This is a genomic window from Thalassospira sp. CA1 (assembly GCF_059052855.1).
Genome location: NZ_JBZCIA010000014.1, coordinates 86,501 through 109,220, shown reverse-complemented (window position 1 = coordinate 109,220; position 22,720 = coordinate 86,501). Strand labels below are relative to the sequence as shown.

At 55.4% G+C, this 22,720-nt stretch carries 19 protein-coding genes; 6 read left to right on the top strand and 13 right to left on the bottom strand.

The annotated features are described in order from the left end of the window. Window positions 1-265: 265 nt before the first annotated feature. Window positions 266-1,243 carry an EamA family transporter gene (locus tag AC5Q5A_RS18980; protein WP_064788539.1) on the bottom strand — a complete coding sequence of 326 codons (978 nt, stop codon included), beginning with the start codon at window positions 1,241-1,243 and terminating at the stop codon, window positions 266-268. Between the two features lie 151 nt (window positions 1,244-1,394). Then, complete coding sequence (locus AC5Q5A_RS18975) at window positions 1,395-3,059, bottom strand: GMC family oxidoreductase (protein WP_493896253.1); 1,665 nt, start codon at window positions 3,057-3,059, stop codon at window positions 1,395-1,397. Between the two features lie 215 nt (window positions 3,060-3,274). Between AC5Q5A_RS18975 and AC5Q5A_RS18970 the strand changes: the two genes are divergently transcribed. Beyond that, window positions 3,275-4,186 (top strand): LysR family transcriptional regulator, encoded by a 912-nt coding sequence (locus tag AC5Q5A_RS18970; protein WP_493896252.1) that lies wholly within the window; start codon window positions 3,275-3,277, stop codon window positions 4,184-4,186. Window positions 4,187-4,204: 18 nt separating this feature from the next. Here AC5Q5A_RS18970 and AC5Q5A_RS18965 read toward each other — a convergent pair whose 3' ends face one another. The 6 genes from AC5Q5A_RS18965 to AC5Q5A_RS18940 form a co-directional block, all read right to left on the bottom strand. After that, window positions 4,205-5,053 carry a carbohydrate ABC transporter permease gene (locus tag AC5Q5A_RS18965; protein ID WP_493896251.1) on the bottom strand — a complete coding sequence of 283 codons (849 nt, stop codon included), beginning with the start codon at window positions 5,051-5,053 and terminating at the stop codon, window positions 4,205-4,207. Then, window positions 5,050-5,943 (bottom strand): carbohydrate ABC transporter permease, encoded by an 894-nt coding sequence (locus AC5Q5A_RS18960; protein WP_064781728.1) that lies wholly within the window; start codon window positions 5,941-5,943, stop codon window positions 5,050-5,052. The genes AC5Q5A_RS18965 and AC5Q5A_RS18960 overlap by 4 nt, the downstream gene beginning before the upstream one ends. A gap of 101 nt (window positions 5,944-6,044) precedes the next feature. Next, entirely contained in the window at window positions 6,045-7,310 is a 1,266-nt protein-coding gene (locus tag AC5Q5A_RS18955; RefSeq protein ID WP_493896250.1) for an ABC transporter substrate-binding protein, read from the bottom strand. A 16-nt stretch (window positions 7,311-7,326) separates the two neighbouring features. Then, on the bottom strand, window positions 7,327-8,451 hold the full coding sequence (locus tag AC5Q5A_RS18950) for an ABC transporter ATP-binding protein (protein WP_493896249.1): 1,125 nt from the start codon (window positions 8,449-8,451) through the stop codon (window positions 7,327-7,329). Beyond that, on the bottom strand, window positions 8,448-9,233 hold the full coding sequence (locus AC5Q5A_RS18945) for a DeoR/GlpR family DNA-binding transcription regulator (protein WP_338178669.1): 786 nt from the start codon (window positions 9,231-9,233) through the stop codon (window positions 8,448-8,450). Before AC5Q5A_RS18945 ends, AC5Q5A_RS18950 begins: the two co-directional genes overlap by 4 nt. Window positions 9,234-9,495: 262 nt before the next feature. After that, the gene (locus tag AC5Q5A_RS18940) at window positions 9,496-10,458 is read right to left on the bottom strand and encodes an NAD(P)/FAD-dependent oxidoreductase (RefSeq protein ID WP_493896248.1); all 963 of its coding nucleotides are present in this window, start codon (window positions 10,456-10,458) and stop codon (window positions 9,496-9,498) included. A gap of 151 nt (window positions 10,459-10,609) precedes the next feature. Here AC5Q5A_RS18940 and AC5Q5A_RS18935 point away from each other — a divergent pair, with 151 nt between their 5' ends. Beyond that, a complete protein-coding gene (locus AC5Q5A_RS18935; protein ID WP_008890312.1) occupies window positions 10,610-11,068 on the top strand; it encodes an Rrf2 family transcriptional regulator in 459 nt (152 codons plus the stop codon). A gap of 106 nt (window positions 11,069-11,174) precedes the next feature. Here AC5Q5A_RS18935 and AC5Q5A_RS18930 read toward each other — a convergent pair whose 3' ends face one another. Further along, window positions 11,175-11,759 (bottom strand): LOG family protein, encoded by a 585-nt coding sequence (locus AC5Q5A_RS18930; protein ID WP_493896247.1) that lies wholly within the window; start codon window positions 11,757-11,759, stop codon window positions 11,175-11,177. Between the two features lie 339 nt (window positions 11,760-12,098). Between AC5Q5A_RS18930 and AC5Q5A_RS18925 the strand changes: the two genes are divergently transcribed. The 4 genes from AC5Q5A_RS18925 to pssA all read left to right on the top strand — a co-directional run bounded on the left by AC5Q5A_RS18925 (window position 12,099) and on the right by pssA (window position 16,148). Further along, on the top strand, window positions 12,099-13,076 hold the full coding sequence (locus AC5Q5A_RS18925) for a hypothetical protein (RefSeq protein ID WP_493896246.1): 978 nt from the start codon (window positions 12,099-12,101) through the stop codon (window positions 13,074-13,076). Between the two features lie 219 nt (window positions 13,077-13,295). Next, window positions 13,296-14,411 carry an Ig-like domain-containing protein gene (locus AC5Q5A_RS18920; protein WP_493896245.1) on the top strand — a complete coding sequence of 372 codons (1,116 nt, stop codon included), beginning with the start codon at window positions 13,296-13,298 and terminating at the stop codon, window positions 14,409-14,411. Between the two features lie 148 nt (window positions 14,412-14,559). Next, entirely contained in the window at window positions 14,560-15,288 is a 729-nt protein-coding gene (locus AC5Q5A_RS18915) for a phosphatidylserine decarboxylase (RefSeq protein ID WP_083952836.1), read from the top strand. Next, the gene (pssA, locus tag AC5Q5A_RS18910; RefSeq protein ID WP_064788528.1) at window positions 15,288-16,148 is read left to right on the top strand and encodes a CDP-diacylglycerol--serine O-phosphatidyltransferase; all 861 of its coding nucleotides are present in this window, start codon (window positions 15,288-15,290) and stop codon (window positions 16,146-16,148) included. Before AC5Q5A_RS18915 ends, pssA begins: the two co-directional genes overlap by 1 nt. 44 nt (window positions 16,149-16,192) lie before the next feature. On the opposite strand, the gene AC5Q5A_RS18905 is transcribed toward pssA, so the two are convergent. The 4 genes from AC5Q5A_RS18905 to AC5Q5A_RS18890 all read right to left on the bottom strand — a co-directional run bounded on the left by AC5Q5A_RS18905 (window position 16,193) and on the right by AC5Q5A_RS18890 (window position 22,489). Next, a complete protein-coding gene (locus AC5Q5A_RS18905; protein ID WP_336233427.1) occupies window positions 16,193-17,029 on the bottom strand; it encodes a transporter substrate-binding domain-containing protein in 837 nt (278 codons plus the stop codon). Window positions 17,030-17,411: 382 nt separating this feature from the next. After that, the gene (locus AC5Q5A_RS18900) at window positions 17,412-20,621 is read right to left on the bottom strand and encodes an efflux RND transporter permease subunit (protein ID WP_493896244.1); all 3,210 of its coding nucleotides are present in this window, start codon (window positions 20,619-20,621) and stop codon (window positions 17,412-17,414) included. A gap of 23 nt (window positions 20,622-20,644) precedes the next feature. Further along, window positions 20,645-21,820, bottom strand: coding sequence for an efflux RND transporter periplasmic adaptor subunit (locus AC5Q5A_RS18895; protein WP_493896243.1), 1,176 nt, complete (start codon window positions 21,818-21,820; stop codon window positions 20,645-20,647). Between the two features lie 84 nt (window positions 21,821-21,904). Further along, entirely contained in the window at window positions 21,905-22,489 is a 585-nt protein-coding gene (locus AC5Q5A_RS18890; protein WP_197146942.1) for a PadR family transcriptional regulator, read from the bottom strand. Window positions 22,490-22,720 lie beyond the last annotated feature (231 nt).

Genomic DNA, 22,720 nt, shown 5'->3' with positions numbered 1-22,720 from the left:
CATACATCAACTTGTTAGTTAAATAACGTTTGATATCAATGGTGGAAATTAAATTCCAATAATGAGAATTCGCAAATGTGCCTTGGTGATCCGTGCAGGAACAAAGAAAACGCCCGGGTGGGAGGCCCGGGCGTTTCAGCCTTTCGGGGGGACACCGAAAGGCGCAAGATGCCGGGGGACATAGCGACCGGGGAAGGTCATATGTTCTCTCCGATGGAGGGGAGAGATGCATCCTGCAGGGAGATCGTGGTCTTGTGTTCTGTGGTCAGGTCGTGCTTTGGGTTGCGGGCGTATTTGCCGTCGCAGCAATCCGTTTGGTCTTTGCAGCGTGGCGGTGTTTTGAAGCTGTTATCTGGATAATCCCGATCATCACCAAAAGGGAAGAGATCCAGAACACACTGTCATGGGTTGGTGTCGGTGTGAGGTCGAATTTGGCAGCCAGCATCTCAAGACCCAAAAGGACAAAGGGCAGGATGCTTGTCGACAGGATGTATTTCTCGACCCCGGCAATCTTGATGGATCGAAGGGTTAAAACCATTGCCGGCCCGCGGAACAGAATGCCGATCAAAAGTCCGGCAATCAGGGTTTCGGTGCCAAACAGGCCATCGGTCGAGATATAGGGGATCGCAACCGGACTTATGAATTCGACCACCGGCGGGGCAATCAAAAAGACCGAGGCCGTGATCAACAACAACACCCCGGTAAAGCGCAGATGCGCCCAGGTGTCCTTGACCTGATTATCAGGATGAAGTTCCGCCAGAACCGAGGATGAAATTGCCGTGACTTCGGATGCCAGCATCAAAAGCACGGCCGGGTTGGCAAACCCGCCGGGCAAATGCCAGGCCAGCCACAGGGCACCGGATATCAGGATCGCATGGCCAAGCCATTCCGAACGCCCCGGTGCGCGCCCAAGGATGAAGGTCGCGGCAAGGGCTGCCATCGGCATGCCGGTTTGCGACAGAATGCCGCTTTCAGGTGCGCTGATATATAAAAGGGATGCGGTCCAACTGACCCCGGTCAATACACGCAGGAACCCATAGGCCCAGTTGATCGGAAGGGCGAATTGCCGCCACGGAATGCGGCGCCCCGGTGCAATCAGGACAAGCGCCATCCCGCCAAAGACAAGCTGCCAGCAGGTCATGGCATAGGCATCAACCGCAAAGCTGGTCAGCGCAATGCGGTTGCTGACCAACATCAGGGCCCAGACGAGGGTGGTGCTAAAAAGCAGGAGCAATACGGGCATATGAAGAATTTTTAAAAGTTATGATCTTCTGCCATGTTGCACCAAACACGATAAAAGCGCGACAGGAATTTGGGTATCAATATCTGAATTTATTTCATGAAAACAAAAGTGTGGTTCTCAGTTGTTTTCAAAGGCCGTACGCAGATCGCACTTACTGGTCAGACAGGATCCATCCAGCGGCCTTTTCGGCAATCATCAGGGTCGGCGAATTGGTGTTGCCGCTGGTGATTTCGGGCATCACGGACGCATCGACAACGCGAAGCCCAGCAACGCCCTTAAGGCGCAGATGCGGGTCGAGCACGGCTGATGTGTCATCCTTGCGGCCCATCTTGACGGTACCGACCGGGTGGAAAATGGTCGTGGCAATGTCGCCGGCCAGCTTGGCGAGCTCTTCATCGCTTTGATATTGCACGCCCGGTTTGAATTCGTCGGGCTGGTACTTTGCCATGGCCGGTTGCGACATGATGTCGCGGACCTGTCGCAGGCTGTCGGCGGCGACTTTGCGGTCTTCGTCGGTATCAAGGTAATTGGGCGCAATTTGCGGCGCGTCTCGGAAGTCCGCAGATTTGATCTGAATGCTGCCGCGGCTGGTCGGGTTCAGGTTACAGACCGACACCGTGACCGCAGGAAAGTCATGAAGATCACCGCCAAAGGCCTCAAGGCTGAGTGGCTGGACGTGATATTCAAGATTTGAATATTGCCGCGATGGATCCGACCGTGTGAAGGCGCCCAATTGGCTGGGGGCCATGCTCATCGGGCCTGAACGGCTCAGCAAATATTGCAGGCCGATTTGCGCCTTGCCGATCAGGCTGTTGGCAAGGGTGTTGAGCGTGCGCGCCCCATGCACCTTATAGATCGCGCGAATTTGCAAATGGTCTTGCAAGTTTTGTCCGACACCGGGCGCATCAAGCACGACGTCGATGCCATTTTGCTTAAGGAGTGCTGCCGGACCAATGCCGGAAAGTTGCAGGATTTGCGGCGTGTTTACAGCCCCGGCAGACAGGACGACTTCCTTGCTGGCCGTAACGTCAAGTGACTTTCCCGCCTTGTTGACGATTGCCCCGGTGCACACCGTTTGGCCGTCGGCATTGGTCGCAAAGGTCAGTTTTTCGACCTGTGCCTCGGTCCAGACTGTCAGGTTCGGGCGCGACTTGATCGGGCGGATAAAGGCCTTTGACGTGTTCCAGCGCCAGCCGGACCGTTGGTTGACTTCAAAGTATCCGATGCCGGTATTGTCGCCGTCGTTGAAATCATCGGTCGGCTCGATCCCGGTTTGACCGGCAGCCTCGATGAAGCTGTCAAGAATGTCCCAGCGAAGCCGTTGTTTTTCAATGCGCCATTCACCGCCATGACCATGCATCTCGGAAAACGGTTTGCCGCTTTGTGTCGTGGGTTTGTTGCCGTGATCAAGCTTGTAGTGATCTTCATGGCGCTTGAAATCGGCCAGGGAATGCTGCCAATCCCAGGCTTCTTCGCCGGTGATCCTGGCCCAGTTGTCATAGTCACGGGCCTGACCGCGCATATAGATCATGCCATTGATCGATGAACACCCACCCAGCGCCTTGCCACGCGGATAGCGCAAGACACGGCCATTCAGGCCCTTGTCCGGTTCGGTTTGATACATCCAGTCGGTGCGCGGATTGCCAATACAATAAAGGTAGCCAACCGGGATGTGGATCCATACATAGTTATCTGCCTTGCCGGCCTCAAGCAGCAGCACCTTGTTCCTGGCATCAGCGCTCAGCCGATTGGCAAGCAAACTGCCGGCAGAACCGGCTCCGATGATCACATAGTCGAAGTTTTCTGTGGTTGTCATCGTTGTGACGCGCCTTCCCTGTTGGTTTCTATCGGTTTGGCTGTCGGCCCAAAGGGCCGCGCAACCAAAGGCCTGCAAAGGCAATTCCGATGGCCGCTTGTTCTTTTGATCTGCAAGCGGTCTTCATTTGGTGCGAACACCGAATGTGTATTAAGCGGGCAAGCGTCGCATAAATCTAATGACAAAATCCGAATAGCAATATTAGTGTTATTTATATGACTCGTTTTTCGAACATCAACATGTTGCTGGCTTTTGTCACTGTCGCGCGCGAAGGAAGCGTTTCGCGTGCCGCATCGGTGCTTAACCTGACGCAACCGGCGATCAGTCACCAGATCAAGCGTCTTGGTGAGGAAACCGGCATTTCGCTGTTTAAGCGGACATCAACCGGCCTGCAAATCACGCCCGATGGACAGGCGATGCTCAAGAAGGCCGAGCTTGTGCTCGATGCGATGGACGAGTTTCGCAGAAGTGCGCGCAAGCGTGCCGGGCGTGTGGGGGGGAAGCTTCGGATCGGAACCATCGTTGATCCGGAATTCATCCGTCTTGGCCGGATGCTTAGCCAGATGCGCACCGATTACCCCGATATCGAAACGGAACTGGTGCATGGCGTTAGTGGGGAGATGTTGACACGGGTTTGCCGCAATCAGATCGATGCCGGGTTTTATCTGAGCGGGCCGGATGTCGATGCTGATATTGCCGCCATCTCGTCTGAAGAAATCCACGCAATCAAACTTGCCGATTTTAACTATCGGGTGATTGCCCCGGTCGGTTGGGAAAAAGAAGTCGCAAACGCCGACTGGACGACACTGGCAAAGCTTCCATGGATCGGAACGACAGACGCATCGGTGCATTCAAGGCTGCTGAGGCGGATTTTTGATCAGTATGACTGCACACAAAATTGCGTCGCGCGCGTTGATCAGGAAGCCTCGATGCTGGAAATGGTTCGATCCGGCGTAGGGTTAAGCTTATGTCGTGATTCCATCGCACTGCATGAAAAGCAGACCTTCGGCCTTGCCGTGTGCAACACCGTTTCCATTCCGGCCTGCCTGAGCCTGATCACAACCGAACGGCGCAAGGAATTGCCGATGATATCGGCGCTGTTCGAGGTTCTTGAAGCAACCTGGTGAATACCGGGTTGCCGGTTTCTATCGAATGCCAGCGCGCAGGAATGCCTGAATGAATTGCCCCTGGAAGATCAGAAACGCCATTAAAAGCGGCGCAATGGTCATGATGGTTGCGGCACTGATCGCCGAAATATCCACCCCGGTTTCCGGCGCACCAAACAGCGACAGTCCCACCGTCAGCGGCCGTGTTTCTGGCGAGTTGGTCACAATCAACGGCCACAGGAAGTTGTTCCAGTGGGTCGCGATGGATACCAGCGCATAGGCCAGATAGACCGGCTTGGCCGCAGGTACATAGACCTTCCACAGAACGCCCATCCAACTGCATCCTTCAATCCGGGCGGCTTCTTCAAGCTCGATCGGTACGGATTTGAATGCTTGCCTTAACAGGAAAATGCCAAATGCACTGGCCATGTAAGGCAGACCGATGCCAAGGGCGGTGTCAAACAGACCCAGCTTGGACACGATGGCGTAGTTTTCGACAATCAGTACTTCCGGCAGAATGAAAAGCTGCAGAAGGACCAGGATAAAGACCGTATCACGCCCCTTGAATTCAAACCGGGCAAAGGCGAACCCGGCCAATGTGCACAGCACCAATTGCCCCGCAAGGATCAGCGTCACAAGCACCACGGTATTGGTAAAATACCCACCCCACGGCACAGCACCCCAGACATAGACAAAGTTCTCGAAGGTCAGCGGATTGGAGAAATCCAGACCAAGGGCCGTGCCCGATGGTTGCAATGCCGCCCAGGCGGCAAACAGCAAAGGTGAGATCCAGACGATTGCGAGAACCCACGCACCAAGCGCATCCAGTACCTTGTAGAGATCAGGCAGTTTGAGTGTAGTGTTGGCAGTGACGGTATCTGTTTTCATCGGTAGTGGGTCCGTTTTTCAACCAGTCGGAACTGCGCGACGGCAACAAGGCCAAGGGCCAGCAAGACAAGGATGGTCATGGCGGCCGCATGCGGGCTGTCGAAATAGGCAAATGCCATTTCCCAGATCCAGTACAGGATCAGCTTGGACGCATTGTTCGGCCCGCCCTTGGTCAGGATGAACAGATGGTCGATCAGCTTGACCGAGTTGATCATCGCATTGACGAAGACAAAGATCGTGGTCGGCATCAAAAGCGGCAACAAGACGCGGCGTGTATAGGTCCAGCGACCAGCGCCTTCGATCCGGGCGGCTTCGCGCAGATCCGGCGGGATGGTCTGAAGGGCCGCCAGATAAAAGATCATGAAGAACCCGGCTTCCTTCCAGATCGTCACGATGATCACGGACGCCAGCGCGGTTTCCGGCTGACCCAGCCAGTTGGTTGGCGATGCGCCGAAAAAGCCGGTAATCTGGTCAATCACCCCAAGATCGGGGGTATAGAAAAACAGCCACAAATTGGCCGCGGCAATCATCGGCAAAATGGTCGGCGTGAAATAGGCACTGCGCACAAAGGATCGTGCCGGGATATGGGCATTGGCCCAAAGCGCCATGACGAGCGCAAAGATGATCGAAACCGGGATGGTCACCCCGGCATAAATCAGGTTGTTGGTCGCAACCGTCCAGAAGGTTGGATCAGCAAACAGATCGCCATAATTTTCAAACCCGGCAAACACCGACGGGCGGCGTGATGTGCCGCGGCTAAACAGGCTGTGCCAAAAGGTCGCAATGGCCGGATAAAAGGCAAACAGGCTCATCAGGGCCAATGCCGGTGCGGCCAGCATCCAGCCATAAAGCGCAAGCCTGCGTTTTTGAAGTCGGGCCATTTCATTCATGGTCGGCACGTCCTGCGAAGAAATCAATTAATCAAAATCATCAAAGAATAAGGTGCCGAAGCGGGGAATATATCCCGCTTCGGCGTGCAGATCGGGCGCTCTTAGTGGAAGGCCCGCAGAAGACGTTCTGCTTCGGACTGGGCATCGCCAAGGGCTTCTTCCGGGGTTTTTTCACCGGTCAGGGCCGCCTGAATGGCGTTGTTCAGACCTTCGCGGACACGTGCGGTGTCGTAGGTGGAAAATTCAGCAACCGAAACTTCAAGCTGATCACGCGCGACCAGTGCCGGCGGGAAGTCCGCAACATAGGCCTTAAGCGCGTCGGTTTCGTAGGCCGCCGGTGTAACACCAACATAACCGGTGGCAATCGACCATTCTGCCGCACGTTCCGGTGCGGTCATGTATTTGATCAGCGCCAGCGATGCTTCTTTCTGCTCATCGGTTGAGTCCTTGAACAGATAGAAGTTGCCACCACCCGTGGGCGAGCCCGGCTGTTTGTGTTTCGGCAGCATGGCAACGCCGAAATCAAACTGTGCTTCGCGTTTGACCGCCGACAGGTTGCCGGTTGAATGCCACATCATTGCGGTCTGACCCTGAACGAAGGCCTGACGGAGCGTGCCCCATTCAATGGTGCCTTCGGGCATGATTTTTTCTTCGGTCGCAAGGCCACGCCAGAATTCAAGTGCCTCGACAACAGCCGGATCGTTGAAATAGGTCTCGGTGCCATCGGCACTCATCAGTTCCTTGCCATTCTGGATGGCAAAGCACTGGAACATCCAGTACGGATAACCGGTTGAGGGTACCATCAGGCCCCATTTGCCGTCTTTCGAAAGTGCCTTGCCGGTCGTTACCAGTTCTTCCCAGGTCTGGGGCGGCATTTCCGGATCAAGACCGGCTTCGCGGAACATGTCCTTGTTGTAGTACATGACAATGGTCGAACGCTGGAACGGGATGCCCCAGGTTTTGCCATCGACTTCGCCATTGGCCATCAGTGCCGGATAGAATGACTTCAGCCATTCCTTGTCTTCGGCGGTTTTGACAACATCATCAAACGGAACAATCAGATCCTGTTCGATCAAGTCATAGACGTCGATCGAGAACATGACAGAAAGCTGTGCCGGATCGCCGCTTTTGATTGCCGAAACAGCGCGCAGGCGGGTGTCGTCATAGTTGCCGGCATAGATGGCGTTGACTTTGACATCCGGGTTTTCGGCTTCAAAGCCTTCGATCATGCCGTCAATCACGCTGGTCAGCGGGCCGCCAACAGCGACGGGATAATACATGGTCAGTTCAGTGGCAGCAAAGGCCGGGCTCGCCGCCGTTGCCATCAGTCCGGCCGCAAATGCAGCACTGGTTACGATGTTACGCATGAACAAAAGTTCCCTGTTAAAGTGTCGAAGTTGCAGTGTCAGGTTGAGAGGTGATCTTGGTATCTTGCGCTGATGTGCCCGGTACCGTCGGTGTCAGACGATGACCGTGTTCGCCATCAAACCAGTGGGCCGCAGCGCCAGCCCAACTGAGCGAGACTTCTGTCCTGGGCGAAATTTCAACGCGACCGGGCAGGCGGGCGGTGGCCCCATCCGTTCCCGGGATCGCAACAAATACAAATGTCTCGGCCCCCAAAAACTCGCTGCCGGTAACGGTCGCCGGGATGCCCCATGGATGATCGTTCTGCCCGGTCGACAGGATCAGATCTTCGGGGCGGATGCCAAAGGTCAGATTGTTGGCATCAAACCCATCCGGGATGACTGAGGTTGGCAGGGCATTGGCCGGGATTAGCGTCATCGGCGGGCTTCCGACAAATCCGGCGGCAAAGGCGGTGGCGGGTTTAAGGTAAAGGTCGGCCGGATCACCGACCTGCTCGATCCGGCCATCTTTCATCAGAATGACGATGTCGGCCATGCTCATGGCTTCGGTCTGATCATGGGTGACATAGACAACCGTGATGCCAAGGCGTTGTTGCAGGTCGCGGATATCCTTGCGCACGGCATGGCGCAATTTGGCATCAAGGTTTGAGAGTGGCTCGTCCATCAGGCATAGCGGATGACCGGCAACAATCGCGCGCGCCAGTGCCACACGTTGACGCTGCCCACCGGAAAGCTGGGCGGGTTTGCGGTCTTCATACCCCTCAAGGCCGGTCACACGCAGGGCATCTTCAAGGCGGGTCTTGATTTCGTCCTTTTTGGTTTTGCGGACCTTGAGGCCAAAGACAATGTTTTCGGCAACGCTTAAGTGCGGGAACAGGGCATAGGACTGAAACACCATCGACAGGCCGCGCTTGGAAGGCGGCGCACTTGTGACATCCTTGCCATCAATCGCAATCGACCCCTGATCAGCCGTTTCAAGGCCGGCAATCAGACGCAGGGTTGTCGACTTGCCACAGCCCGATGGCCCCAGCAGAACGACAAAGCTTCCGCGCGGAATGTCGAGTGACAGGTCATGCACGCCATTGCCGCCGTTAAACACGCGCGACACAGAATGGATGCGAATAAAGGGGGGCTGGTTGGTCATTCGTAACTTTCGCTTTTGGCAATTTGCAGACGCGCGCGAACGTCCTGACGGTCAAACAACGGATCGAAAACGCCGCCGGGCACGCCATCAACCACAATCAGGTCGGGGTCGGTCAGATGGCCGCCCTTGGCCGGGGCCGGACGGCCGAATTTCGATTGATCGGCAACAAGGATGGATCTGCGGCAATTGGCGGCAATCGCCTGACGCAGTGAGACTTCGCGATGGTCGAAATCGGTAAGCGTCCCGTCGGGCTCAACACCGCCGACGCCAAACAGGCCATAGTCGACCTTGTATTTGTTAAACATGGCCTCCGCTTCGGGACTGATGACGTCGCGATCGGGCAGGCGCAGCGTGCCACCCGGAATGACAATCCGGTTGCTGGTGTTGTTGCCCAGCGCCATGGCGGCATTCATGTTGTTGGTGATCACGGTCAGATGGCGATGATCGACCAGATTAAGCGCAACCAGTTCAAGCGTGCTGCCAATCCCGATCAGGATCGATGCCCCGTCGGGGATCAGGCTCGCGACATGCAGCGATATGGCATGTTTGGCGGCGATATTGGTGACCTGACGACTGTCATAGGACAGGTTCATGCCCGGTTCGCCGGCATATTCAACCCCGCCATGGCGACGGCGCACCAGATTGGCGTCGCTGAGCATATTGACGTCGCGCCGCACGGTTTGCGGGGTAACGTCAAAATGTTCGGCCAGCTTGTCGATGGAGACGAAGCTGTCACGGCGCAGGATGTCGATGATGTCGCGCTGTCGCGTAGAAATATTCATTTGATCGTTCAATTTGTTGTTTTGAACATTGAAGCGATCATACGCGGCTTCGTTGTCACTAAGATTTCAGAAGCGTGACATTCATATGAATATTCAGACGGTTGCGAACCGCCCGGAAATTATGGGGTTTTAGGGCGATGATCAAATGAACACCGTTCCCGGATCATCCATTTTGCACGGGCGTGTAACAAAAGCACCGCCGCGCGGTATGCGTGGCGGTGCTTGTTCGGATATGATTGAAGTTTGTCCCTGGTTTACGATCTTATCGAAACACTAGTGATTGGTGCGCGCCAAACCCGGCCATGACACCGGCGGCCGACGCCAACGTTGCATTGTGACGTGCAGTTGCGGCATCACCGGCGGCAAATACCCCCGGCACACTGGTTTCCTGACTGGGATCAACAGCAATGAACGGACCCTGCGGTCCTTCATCAAATCTGCATCCCAGCATCTCGGCAACCGGGTTTGGCATGGACACGGTCGGACCGGCGAAAATGGTTTGAATATGCAAGGTGCGCCCGTCCGCCAACCGAACACCATCAATGACCGGTGCCTTGCCCAGAATTTCGACAATTGGCGAATGTTCGATGGTGATGCCACGATTACGCATGGCCAGGACCATGTCGTCATCGGGCATATGTTCAGACTGGCTGAAATAGGTGGTCGGTCCCCAGTCAGGCAACATCATTGCTTGATGGCTTGATGCTGGCATGGTCGCGATGACACCGATCTGGCTATCGCGCACTTCATAGCCATGGCAATATGGGCAATGCAAAACCGTTTTGCCCCAGCGTTCGGCAAGGCCGGGAATATCGGGCAGGCTATCGCGTACGCCGGTGGCCAGAATGATACGCCGGGCTTCAAGGGCCCCACCATCAGCAAGTTTCAGTCCAAACAGCGGATCGGATGCATCGCGAAGCGTGCAGGCCATGGCGTCGGTGACCAGCCCGCGACGAAAATCAACAGTTTCATAGCGACAAAGCTGATCAATGGCGGTAGTGCGAATTTCGGCCGGGGTTTTGCCGTCATGACCCAGAACTCCGTGGGCGGTGGTTGCAAAACGGTTACGGGGCTCTCCGGCATCAATCACACATATATCGCACCGGGCGCGCGCAAGCTGCATCGCTGCCGAAAGCCCAGCGAACCCGGCCCCGATAACGGCGACGTCATATTGTTTCTTGCTTGCCGTGGTTGATTGGGCAGCAGAAGGGACATTTGGTGACATTGCATTTCCTCGTCAAACATATGGATGTGTTTCATGTAACTTTATAAGTATCGTGATATGAGTGAGTCAAAGGAATTCGAAACTTTTGTTGTTGCGAGATGTGCCAAGTGCTACGAATTGCTGGAAATCAAACCCGCATCAGGAGTTCGCAATGCGCCGTGACAGCCGACTTTCGCGCATGCTGCATGTTCTTATTCATATGGACCGGATAGACGGTGCTGCGACGTCTGATCAAATTGCGCAGATGCTTGGGACAAATCCGGTGGTGGTGCGACGAACCATGGCGGGGCTTCGCGATGATGGGTATGTGCATTCGGAAAAAGGTCACGGTGGTGGCTGGGTTTTGACCAGGCCCTTATCGGAAATCACAATGCTCGATATACATCGCGCCATTGGCAATCCCGCTTTCTTTGCCGTTGGAGTTGCCGTCGATCATCCGGAATGCCTTGTTGAACAGGCGGTTAATTCGGCACTTGGCAGTGCGTTCGAGGCTGCTGAAAAACTGCTGATCGAAAAATTTGCCTCTGTCACATTGGCCGATCTGGCCGATGAATTTGATCAGCGCATGGCAAAGATTGCCGATAAACCAACCTGCGAGCTTTCCCGTTAATCTTCATTCGAACTGAAGTATCGGTTCTTCCAGTGGCGTGGTTGCAGCAAAAAAAAGCCCGGTCAGGTGAGGCTGGCCGGGCTTTGGTCAGGCTATTTTGCCGAGATCAGAAAAGCTTTTCGCGCGGGTCGAAGCGCGGGGCCGGTTCGGCGGCAAGCTGTTCAAAGATTTCATCGAGCGTGTTGGCCACAGTATAGAGGTTCTTGTGGCTGGGGCGGGCAAAGCCTTCGTCGATGATGGCGTCAATCATGTCAAAGCACTTGTCCCAATAACCAAGCGCATTAAGGAACACCATCGGCTTGTCATGAATGCCAAGCTGGCGAAGCGTCATGGCTTCGAACGCCTCATCAAGGCTGCCAAGCCCACCCGCAAGGGTGACAAACGCGTCCGAGCGACGGAACATCTCGACCTTGCGTTCATGCATCGACTTGCAAACGATCAGTTCGGAAAGACCGGTATGGCCGACTTCGATATTGTCAAGATGGGCCGGGATGATGCCCACGACCGATCCGCCATTTTGCATAACGCCATCTGCCACAGCGCCCATCAGGCCGATCCGGCCGCCGCCATAAATCAGCGTGATGCCGCGTTCGGCCATCATTTTGCCAAAGGCGATGGCATTTTCCATGTGTTGCGGATTCTTGCCATCCGAAGCACCGCAAAAGACACAGATTGATTTTACTTTTGTCATGGCGACCTGCCTTGTGTTTCTTGTTTCGCAGGTAGCGGGGCCACGCATTTCTGAACGAAACCCCGTACGGAAAGGGACCTTAACCGATCCGATCGCATCTGTGGCAGTAATTTCCGCATAGCAGCATCTGAAATTTATCGATCGTGCCGTGATTTGTTCGCCTTTGGCCGTAATCTTGCCAATTGGCTATGGCATTGACGGCCAGGCTCTGGAAGGCCGCAAATTGCGCGCTTTTTGTCGCAGGGTTAACAAGTTCTGAACCTGATTGTGGGATGGGTAATTCTCACAGCAGGAAACTGCGTTAAGCATATTCATAAGAAGAAGGCAGGACCGCCCAACGTGTTTGTCGATAGTCCATTCATTCTCGCCATTGTGATATCGGGCATTATCGCCGCCGTTCTGATGCTGGCCTTGTGGCTGGGGTTAGAACGTTCCATCGCGCGTCGCCTTGTTCTGGGCGCGATCATTCCGGCGGTTGCCGTGGCCGTGCCAGCAGCCATCGGACTGCCTGAAACCGCGCGCGGTGGCGTGGGCGCAGCACTTTTGATGTTGGTGCTTGGCGGTGTCTGTGGCGCGATCATTGATATTTCGCGACTGTCGGAACGCATATCGCTGGGCGTTGCCGGGTTGACCCTGCTTTTGGGCGGTTGGTTGGTGTTGGCTGCACCAATTCGGGGGCTGTCATACCATCCCGGCGCGATCCAGATTTTTGCATGGCTGGCGTTTCTGATTGTCGGCGGCTGTTTCCTGTGGGTGACGCGCCCGGATTTCACTGAGGATGACGATAACGGGGCAAAACCCGCCAAGGGCAGGAAAGCCAAAAGCACCAAATCAAAATCCGGCAAGTCGACGACGGATGCCAAAGGCGACGTGGAAACAATCTCGAAACCCGGCCCGATTGCGGTTTTAATGACCCTGGCCCTGGGGCAGGGGATCATTGTTCATCTGTTTGGCCTTGCCGATCATGTTGTGTTTCAGGCCGCACTGACGGTGGCACTGTTTGTCGCGCTGGTTTCTGAAAAGGCGGCCCCGCAATACCGGTTGGCGGTGTGGCTTGGCGTTGTTGGTGCGCTGATGTCGGGGGCTGCAAGTGCGATGATCATGGTGCCCGCATCCTGCCTTGCCTTTGCGGTGTTGCTTCTGGTGGTTTCAGCGCGTCAGGCCTCAGCCAGGCTGGCGGCGCATCTGCCCAGCGATAACCCGGCACAGGCCGCACTTTTGGGAATGATGATCCGGGTCGGTGTTCTGGCCCTGCCACTGATCATGGCCGCCCTTGTGGCCTATGTCGGGGCGGAGATGGCGACCAGAAGCCTTTGACCTCAAGGGGGTTTGCTGCGCGCGGTATCGCTCTCTTCATCTTTGCCTAACGGTTGCGATGTATCGTTTGTAGGTTACGTTATGGAAACTGCACGTACAAAGTAGTACAAGTTTCTAATTAACGTGCTCACACGGGTTGTTTGAGGGGAATATGGCAAGCAATTTCAGTGTCTTGAGCATAAGAGTTATAAACATAAACATCGTTCAAGGATATTTCCGGTGAAGCGACCCTATATCCTCGTCATTGTCGGCGTTGTACTGATCATTGCAGCGATTGCGCTGAATTACATGCTGACCAAGAGTGCGGACGAAGAAACCGTACCGGCAGTAACACAGGCGCCTGCGGTTACCACCGAGACGACGCCAAACGAACCGGCGTCTGAACCGGCCACTGACGCGCCTGCGATCACCAATCCAAGCTTTGATGTCGTGCGCATCGGCCCGGACGGAAATGCCGTCATTGCAGGCCGCGCCGAACCCAACAGCACGGTTCGCATCCGCGAGGGTGAAGAAGTGATTGGCGAAGCCACGGCCGACGAACGCGGAGAATGGGTCGTTCTGCCAAACAAACCGTTGGCCAGTGGTGACCGGGAATTGTCGCTTGAAGCCGAAGACGCTACCGGGAGTGTTTCCAAGGCAGATGACAAGGTTGTTGTCCTGATTCCAGACGAAAAGGCACCGGCAGCCACCAGTGAACAAAGCGGTGAAACCAGCGAGACCACAGAGGCGGCCGACAGCGAACCGGCAGGCGAAAAGCAGCCTGTGATCGCGCTTAAGGTGCCATCTGATGGTGACGGTGCCGTTACCGTAATGCAGGGACCGGCACCCGAGGCCGCGACGAAACAGGAAGAAGGTTCTGATACGCAAGATGCGACCCTTCCGCGTCTGTCGATTGATGTTGTCGACTACGATACCGAGGGCCGCGTTGCAATGTCGGGCAAGGCCGACCTTAATCACACAGTTCGGGTTTACCTTGATAACAACCATGTTGGCACCGCGCCGGCCGATGAAAACGGCAACTGGGCACTGACCATCGGGCAGCCGATTGAGCCGGGTAATTACACGCTGCGCGCTGATCAGCTTGACAGTTCCGGCAAGGTGACCGCACGCGTTGAAATTCCGTTTGAACGTGCGCGGCCAGACCAAATTCTTGAGCCGGGTTCACGTTATGTCGTTCAGCCGGGCAACAGCCTGTGGCGGATTGCGCGCAGTACTTATGGCGAAGGCCTGAAATACTGGGTGATCTATCATCAGAACCGCAACCAGATCCGCGATCCTGATCTGATTTATCCGGGGCAGATTTTCGCACTGCCGAACGAAGAAAATCAGCAATAAGCATCACTTTTCTTTGCGAGGGGCAAAGCACATGGTAAGTGTGTTTTGCCCCTTTTAAGTTTGGGGCCAAACAGTTGAACGCGGGTTGCGTTGCCCATTGTCATCACTAGATGGTAGGAAAGCGCCCGCACGGTACCATGCGTACCAAATTGATACGCCCAACCATGGCAACCAGGGAATAAAGACTTTGAAATCCGTTCTTGTGCCGATCAATCCCGAAGGCTGGAAATTCGTTGCAATCTTTGCGGCGATCACTGTGGGCTTGTTCCTGATTGCGGAACCGCTGGGCTGGATCGGGGTGATCCTGACACTTTGGTGCGCGTACTTCTTCCGCGACCCGGATCGCATTACCCCGACCGATGAAAATCTGGTGATTTCCCCGGCAGATGGCCGTGTTTGCATGATTTCGCAGGCACCGCTGCCCAAGGAACTTGAACTTGACGACAAAACCCCGCGGACGCGTGTGTCTATCTTCATGAATGTGTTCAACGTTCATGTGAACCGCTGCCCGGTCAATGGCGAGATCGTTGGCGAGGCCTATGTGCCCGGCAAGTTCGTCAATGCGGAACTCGACAAGGCATCGGAAAACAACGAACGCCAGATCCTGCTGGTGCGTGACAAGGAAGGCCGCGAGTTTGGCGTTGTCCAGATCGCCGGTCTTGTTGCACGCCGTATCCTGTGTGATGTCGGCACCGGGTCGCAGCTTAAGGCGGGTGAGCGTTTCGGTCTGATCCGCTTTGGCTCGCGCGTGGATGTTTACCTGCCCGAAGGTGTGTCACCGAACGTGATTGTCGGTCAAACCACGATTGCCGGTGAAACTGTTCTTGCCGATGTGTCGGCCAAGGGCAAGGAAGCCGCGGTCGGGGAGATCCGCTAATGGCAGGCGGCATCGATCCCATTCGTCGTCCCCGTCGCTTCAAGGCGTTGTCGCTGACACGGCTGGTGCCCAATGTGGCAACGATAATGGGCATGTGTGCCGGTCTGACTTCGATCCGCTTTGCGATGCAGGATCGCTGGGAGGCCGCCGTTGCCGCCATTCTGATTGCCGGGATCATTGACGGTCTTGATGGCCGTCTGGCCCGCATGCTGAACGCATCCAGCCGCTTTGGCGGTGAACTCGACAGCCTGTCGGACTTTGTCTGCTTTGGCGTCGCACCGGCGATGATGCTGTATTTCTGGTCGCTGCATGAATTTGGCGGCATTGGCTGGGCGTTGTCGCTGCTGTTTGCCGTTTGCATGATGCTGCGTCTGGCGCGCTTCAACACCCAGATGCTGGGCGAACCGGAATTGCCGACATGGGCCTATCGGTTCTTTACCGGGGTTCCGGCCCCGGCGGCGGCCGCCCTTGCGATGTGGCCGATTGTCCTGACCTTCCAGTTTGGCGAAGGCATCTTTGACAGCCCGTATATCGTCGCACCCTATGGCGTGATCATTGCCGGTCTGATGGTGTCGCGTTTGCCGACCTTCAGCTTCAAGAAGGTCAAGGTGCCGCGTGCCTGGGTGCTGCCCTTGATGCTGGCCTTCGGGGCGTCGGTTGCGTTTCTGGTGTCCTCGCCGTGGCTGACACTTTCGGTGATTGCCGGGATCTATTTCATTACCTTCCCGCTGTCCTATCGTTCCTATCGCCGTATGGGCGTCGAGAACCAGCAAGAACAGGATAAAGCGGACGAGGAAGATGATGATGGCGAACCCGATGATGATCCCGACGAGGGACTGAACCGCGTCCACCAGAACTGATCATCAGATCAAAACAAAAGCCGGCATCTTTGCCGGCTTTTTTGTTATTGCGCCGATGACGGGCGGTATTCCAGACGGGTTTCGAAATGCTCTGCATGGATATATTGATCGCGTGCGGCATAGAACCATTCACGGTCACTCGCGCCAAGCCAGTCGGCATAATAGTCGGTCCAGGGCATGGTCGGATGTGCATCGACAATGGCATTGATGGCTTCAATGGCCTTTTTGCCCGCCGGTGTTTTTGCACAGCCAATGGTGGCCTCAAGCAAGGTGGTGTTTCCGGCAATTGGCAGGGCCTTTATCAAAAGGTCGGGCGTCTGGGACCGACGGTAAAATTCCGCCTCGGACGGGAAATAGAGTGTCCAGTCAATCCGTTTGAGATCAAGCATCCGCACGAACTTGGTATCTTCGGCGACCTCCATGATGCGGTCTGTATTGCGATACCGGTTCAACTGTCCGTCAACCAGGGTCCCGTAAGCGCGCCCAATTCGAACCGCGGTTGCAAGTTCCTCGTCTTTGAGGAGGTCCTCGATCCTGATGTGGCCTTCTTCGTTGAGATAGGGCGCAAAACGGGCCTCATCCTCGGCGCGGATAACGATCGAGATTGGCAAATGCAGCAGAATGGTTTTGGCAAACGTAATATAGGTGCGCCGTTCCGGCGTCGGGATCAGCGTGGTTGAGCAGCGTAATTCACCATCGCCACTTTTCATTTCCGCCAGAAGCCGGGCCAGGGGCACATGCATAATGCGGTGCTGATACTGTGAAAGCCTGGCGGCGAACCAGTTCTGGGTATCGGCGGCATAGCCGCTGAGTTCGCCGTAATCTTTGATGAATGCCGGCGCAAAGGAAGGCACCGCCCAGATCAGGGATTGGTCGGACACGGCATTTTCCGCCGTCGCCCAATGGGGGGCAAACGCGCCTAACGCGCAGACAAGTCCAAATACCTGTGATCGCGCTTTATGCCAAACAGCCCATACCATACAGATCCTTTGGTTCCGCCGGAAAACAGTTCTCGATAACCATTCTAAAAATACGCCCGGAAACATTAGGAAAGTGTGTATTCCGGCCTTCGCAGACGTAGAAAGAGGCGAAAAATTAAATGGTTATGATGTTTGAATGCAAAAGGTTACATCGCAATTAAACCAAACGGTTTTGATCACCCCGATTGAAGAAAAAAGTAACCGGCCCCCGGGGAGGGGGCCGGTATAACCGCACGGCGGGGTCGGGGGAAAAGTCGCGCGGCTATTGGGTTAAAGGGATCGATTATGCAGTCGGGCCTGATGGCTTTGTCCTGTTACGTCCAAACCGCGAGGAGACAAGCGATTTCAGTCGATTGCCAACTGATGTCTTGCGCAGACGGTTGGCAATCTTGTGGCGCATCATCAGCGCACAAGGCGTAAAGATCAGGGTCAAGGCCGTTGCAAAGGCCAAACCAAACGCGATCGAGGTCGAAAGCTGTACCCACCACTGGGTGGATGGTGCCCCGACCGTGACTTCACGAGACGTGAAGTCGATATTGATCTGCATGACCATCGGCACCAGACCAAGAATGGTCGTCACCGTGGTCAGCATCACCGGACGCAGACGCTGCGCACCGGTTTGCAGGATGGCGGCCTCGATGCTGCTGGCGGTGTGTTTGAGCCGGTCAAAGGTATCGATCAAAACGATGTTGTTGTTCACAACGATCCCGGCCAGTGCGACAACACCGATGCCGTTCATGACGATCGAGAAAGCCTGCCCGGTGATCATAAGACCAAGGAACACACCCGCCGTCGACATGATGATGGCGATCATGATCAGAAGCGAGCTCGAGATGCTGTTGAACTGGGTGACCAGAATGATGAACATGATGAAAAGGGCCACCGTAAAGGCGTTCATCAGGAAGTCTGCCGATTTCTGCTGTTCTTCATCCTGACCCTTGAATTCGACCGATATGCGCGGATCGATATCAAGGGTTTGCATCCATGCCTTGACCTCGCCAAGCTTGGTGTCGACCAGAACGCCTTCCTGCACGTCGGCCTTGACGGTCAGGGCGCGGCGGCTGTCTACGCGGGTCAGCGTACCGGTTTTGGGTTTGGGGGTGCGCGTGATGAAATTCGACATCGGCACCAGACCCTTATCGGTCACGATCTGCAGATTTTCGAGCTCGTCGAGGGAACGATACTTGGCCGGGTAACGCCCGACAATATCGATTTCCTCGGTTGAGTCATCGGGACGATAGGTCGTGAAATTGATCCCGTTGGTCACCAGTTTGACGACATTGCCAATCTGGTTGATATCAGCACCGAATTTCAAAGCCTGGGCGCGGTCGACTGTGTATTCCCAGTCAATGCCCGGGGGCGACTTGCCGTCTTCGAAGTTGTACATCCCGCCCATTTCCTGAAGACCGTTGACCAGAATGGTCGCCGTTTCATCAAGAAGCTCAGGATAGTATGAACGAAGCTGGATCTGGATATCCTTGCCCTGCGGCGGACCGGCTTCTTCGGCGCGGACCTCGACGTGAATACCCGCAAGATCGGCTGTGTCGGCAAGGATACGTTTTTCAATCTCGCTTGCGGGCGGGCGCATTTGCCAATCGGCATATTCAAGCTGAACCGTGCCGATCACGTCCTCGGATGCTTCGTTGCCACCGGCACCATCGCCGGAACGGGCATAGACCGTATCAAACCAGTGTTCGCCTTCGTGACGGGCATCAAGGGCAAGAATGCGGTCCTCGACCTCTTTAAGCAGGGAATCCTGTTCGTAATAGGACAGGTTGCCGCGTGCACGGACCTGAACCACGGCGACTTCCGGTTCAACCGCCGGGAAGAATTCAACACCCTTGCCAAGCTTGCCAAACGCCACCCAGACCGAAATCAGAATGATGAACGCCGCCGGGATAACCAGCCAGTAGAAGCGAAGCGATCCACTGAGGATACGGACATAAAGCCCGGTTCCACCTTTGACCTTGTGGATGTCATCACCATGATCGGCGGCGATGGCCTCAAGGCTTTCGTTGCTTTCACTGCCCGGTTTGCCAAACCATGCGCCCACGGTCGGCACAAAGATCAGCGCCATGGCAAGCGACGCGGTAAGCGTGAACAGAACCGTAATCGGCAGGAATTTCATGAACTCGCCGACGATATCAGGCCAGAAGGCCAGCGGCAGGAAGGCTGCAAGCGTGGTTGCGGTTGACGCAATAATCGGAAGCGCCATGCGTTTTGCCGCCAGCGGATAGGCCTTGCTGCGATGCAGGCCATCGATCATTTTGCGGTCGGCATATTCAGTCACAACAATTGCGCCATCGACCAGCATCCCAACGGCCAGGATCAGACTGAACAGAACGACGATATTGACCGTCATGCCCAGCGCCCAAAGGATCAGGATCGCCGTCAGGAACGAGCCCGGAATGGCAAGCCCGACCAGAAGACCCGACCGCCAGCCCAGCGCCCAGATGACAACCACCATCACCAGCAGGATCGCAAGGATCACGCTGTTCTGAAGATCGGTCAGCATGGTGCGGATGTCAGATGACTTGTCCTGTGAATAGCTGATTGTCAGGTTCGGCGGAAATGCTTCCTGTGCCTCGGCGGTGACCGCCTTGATCGCATCAATGACTTCGATGATGTTTTCGCCGACACGTTTGGACACTTCAATCGCGATGGCCGGTTCGCCGTTAAGACGCGCAAAGCTTTTTGCGTCCTTGAAGGTCCGGCGGACGTCGCCGATGTCGCGGAACCGAATGACGGAATCGCCATCAACGATCAGCGGCATATCAAGAATGTCATTTATGCTTTCAAACAGGCCGGGTACTTTGATGTTAAAGCGCCCCGTACCGGTATCGATCGCACCGGCCGCCACCAGCGCATTGGAATTGCGCACAAGACTGACGATGTCGATGCCATTCAGGCGATAGGCCTCGATCTTCATCGGGTCGATGATGAATTCGACCAGTTCTTCGCGATCACCGGCAAGTTTGGCTTCAAGCACCGCAGGCAGGCCTTCGATGGCGTCTTTCAGATCGCGCGCCATGCGCAGAAGCGCACGTTCGGGCACGTCACCCGAAAGGGTTACCACCAGAACCGGGAACAGCGACAGGTTGACCTCGTGGACTTCGGGGTCGTCGGTGTCTTCAGGTAGTTCGGATTTGGCGATGTCAACGCGTTCGCGCACATCGGCAAGGGCTTCGTCGATATCGACGTCGGAGTAAAATTCAAGCGTCACCGATGCCCCGTCCTGATAGGACTGGGAGCTCATTTCCTTGACACCTTCGATGGATCGCAATTCCTGTTCCATCGGCCGCAAAAGAAGGCGTTCGGCATCTTCCGGCGATACGCCGTCATGATGCATGGTGACATACAGAACCGGGATCTGAACATCCGGGTCGGCTTCCTTGGGGATGGCGTTATAGCCAACCGAGCCAGCCAGAAGCAGCAGGATCAAAACCAGAATGACGGTGCGCGATCGATTGAGCGCGTGATCAATCAGGGACATTTTTTATCTCCTCATGATACGCGCTATTGCGCGGAGTTTTCCGAAAGGGTCGGGCCGGTATCGTCAGACGCCGTCGAAGGTGCTTCGTCATCCTGCATGATCGGAAGACCATCCTTGTCGGTTTCAAGGTGGACAACCTCAACAGTTGCCCCTTCCTTGACCCAGTCATGGCCGACAACGATCAATTCAAACGTATCGGGCAGACCACCGATCCAGATCCGATCACGATTGCCGCCCTGCAATTCGACAGGCAGGAATTCGACCTTGTTGTCATCGACAATGGCGCGGACGCCAAGTTCACCCTCGTCATTGAGCGTCAGGACCGACGGCCTTACCTGATGGGCCCGTTTGATGCCGACCGGAATTTCAAGTTCGGCGGTCATGCCATCAGGAATGCGCAGATCGGGATTATCAATTTCAACCTCGACCCGGAAGGTGCGGGTGTCATTGTCAGATGCCCGGGCTGTGTAACGGACGATGCCGTCATGGGTGCTGCCGTCAAAAAGCGTAACGCTTGCCAGTTGGCCAAGATCAATCGCGCTGATTGAATGTTCGGGAACATGGGCAACGACCAGCATCGGGTCACCCTGCATCAGGGTTGCGACCCGATCCCCAATTGACAAAAGGTCACCGATCTCGGCCGGCCGTTCTTCGACAATGCCGTCAAACGGGGCGCGGATTTCGGTATTGCCAAGCTCGGTGCGCGCAATCATCAGATCAGCGCGCGCTTCTTCAAGCAGGGCAAGGGTCTGTGCCACACCGGTTTTGGACCGATAATTCTTTTGCGCCAGACTTTCGGCGGCGGAATGTTCAAGTTCACGCTGTGCGACCAGCGCGCGCGCCTTGGCAACACGGGCCTGACGATCACCGGTATCAAGGCGTACGATCAGATCGCCTTTTTGAACGGCCTGACCCTTGATCGCGCCAACTTCAATCACGCGTGCTTCGGTCTCGGCACTGATTTCAACAGAAATGACCGCTTCGGTACGGCCGGTGATGCGCAAATGATCGACGTGATCCACAGCGTGGCTGGTGATGGTGCGTACACTCGCCGTTGTTTTTGCGGCCTTGTTTTCAGTGGTAGCATCTGAGGCGCTGGTTTGTTCCGTTGTCTCATCACCACCCGTCAAATAGGCGCTGCCGATCCATACAACGGTCCCAACGACCAAAAGAATGGCGATCAGGCGTGAAGCATTCATTGTTCTGTTCCCTCAAATATTCCGCTATCGGAATGCGTCAGTGGCTCTGTTGGGCACGTCTTGCGCACAGCGTTCGGTTGCGTCCTAGGACTTGTTGGCCTTGCGCGTCTTCAACTCGTCAAGCAGGCCCTGCTTGTTTTCGCGAATAAACTTCAGCGTTGCATTGCACATGGCCTGTCCCAGTCCGGCAACAAAACAGCATCCTGGTCTGAGTTCGCCGTTTTCATCGCGGGCATTTGATTTTTGATGCGCCGGTTTGTCAGTGTTTTCCGGATCAATCTGTTGGCTCATCAATTCATGACGGGCGGCAAATTCATCAATCAGCGCCTCGGTCAGCTCAATCGGCATTTCTTCGGCAAAGGTCAGCATGAACAAAATGTCGGAACGATAACGATCCTCGGCCGGTCTGGTCTGCAACAACGTGCGCAGAAATGTGCGACGTCCTTCGGATGTCAGTTGATAGATCTTCTTGTCCGGTCGGTTTTCCTGTTCATGTTCAACAAATGTCACCAGACCGTCCTGAGTCAGTTTGGTCAGGGCCGGATAGATCGAACCAAGGGACGCGATTTGAAAATGGCTGAATGTGCCATCTTCAAACATCTTGCGGATTTCATATCCTGTTGCCTCGCCGCCCATCAGGGCACCCAGACATAAAGTACGTACGTCCATCTTGTGTTCTGTATCCTTGTTTACGCATCCGGGACTGAGTATGCCGCGGCGGGGGAAGGTGCCAAAACGACTATATCAATCCGATATATATCGAACTATCATATATCAATTCGATATAGTCAAATAAATATGATGGAACCTTTTGTGACAGCCCTTCAATCTGGACGAAGCATGTTTGGTTCGTGTTACAACATGATTGTTGTGATGATCGGCCACGGGGTCGGGGTATCG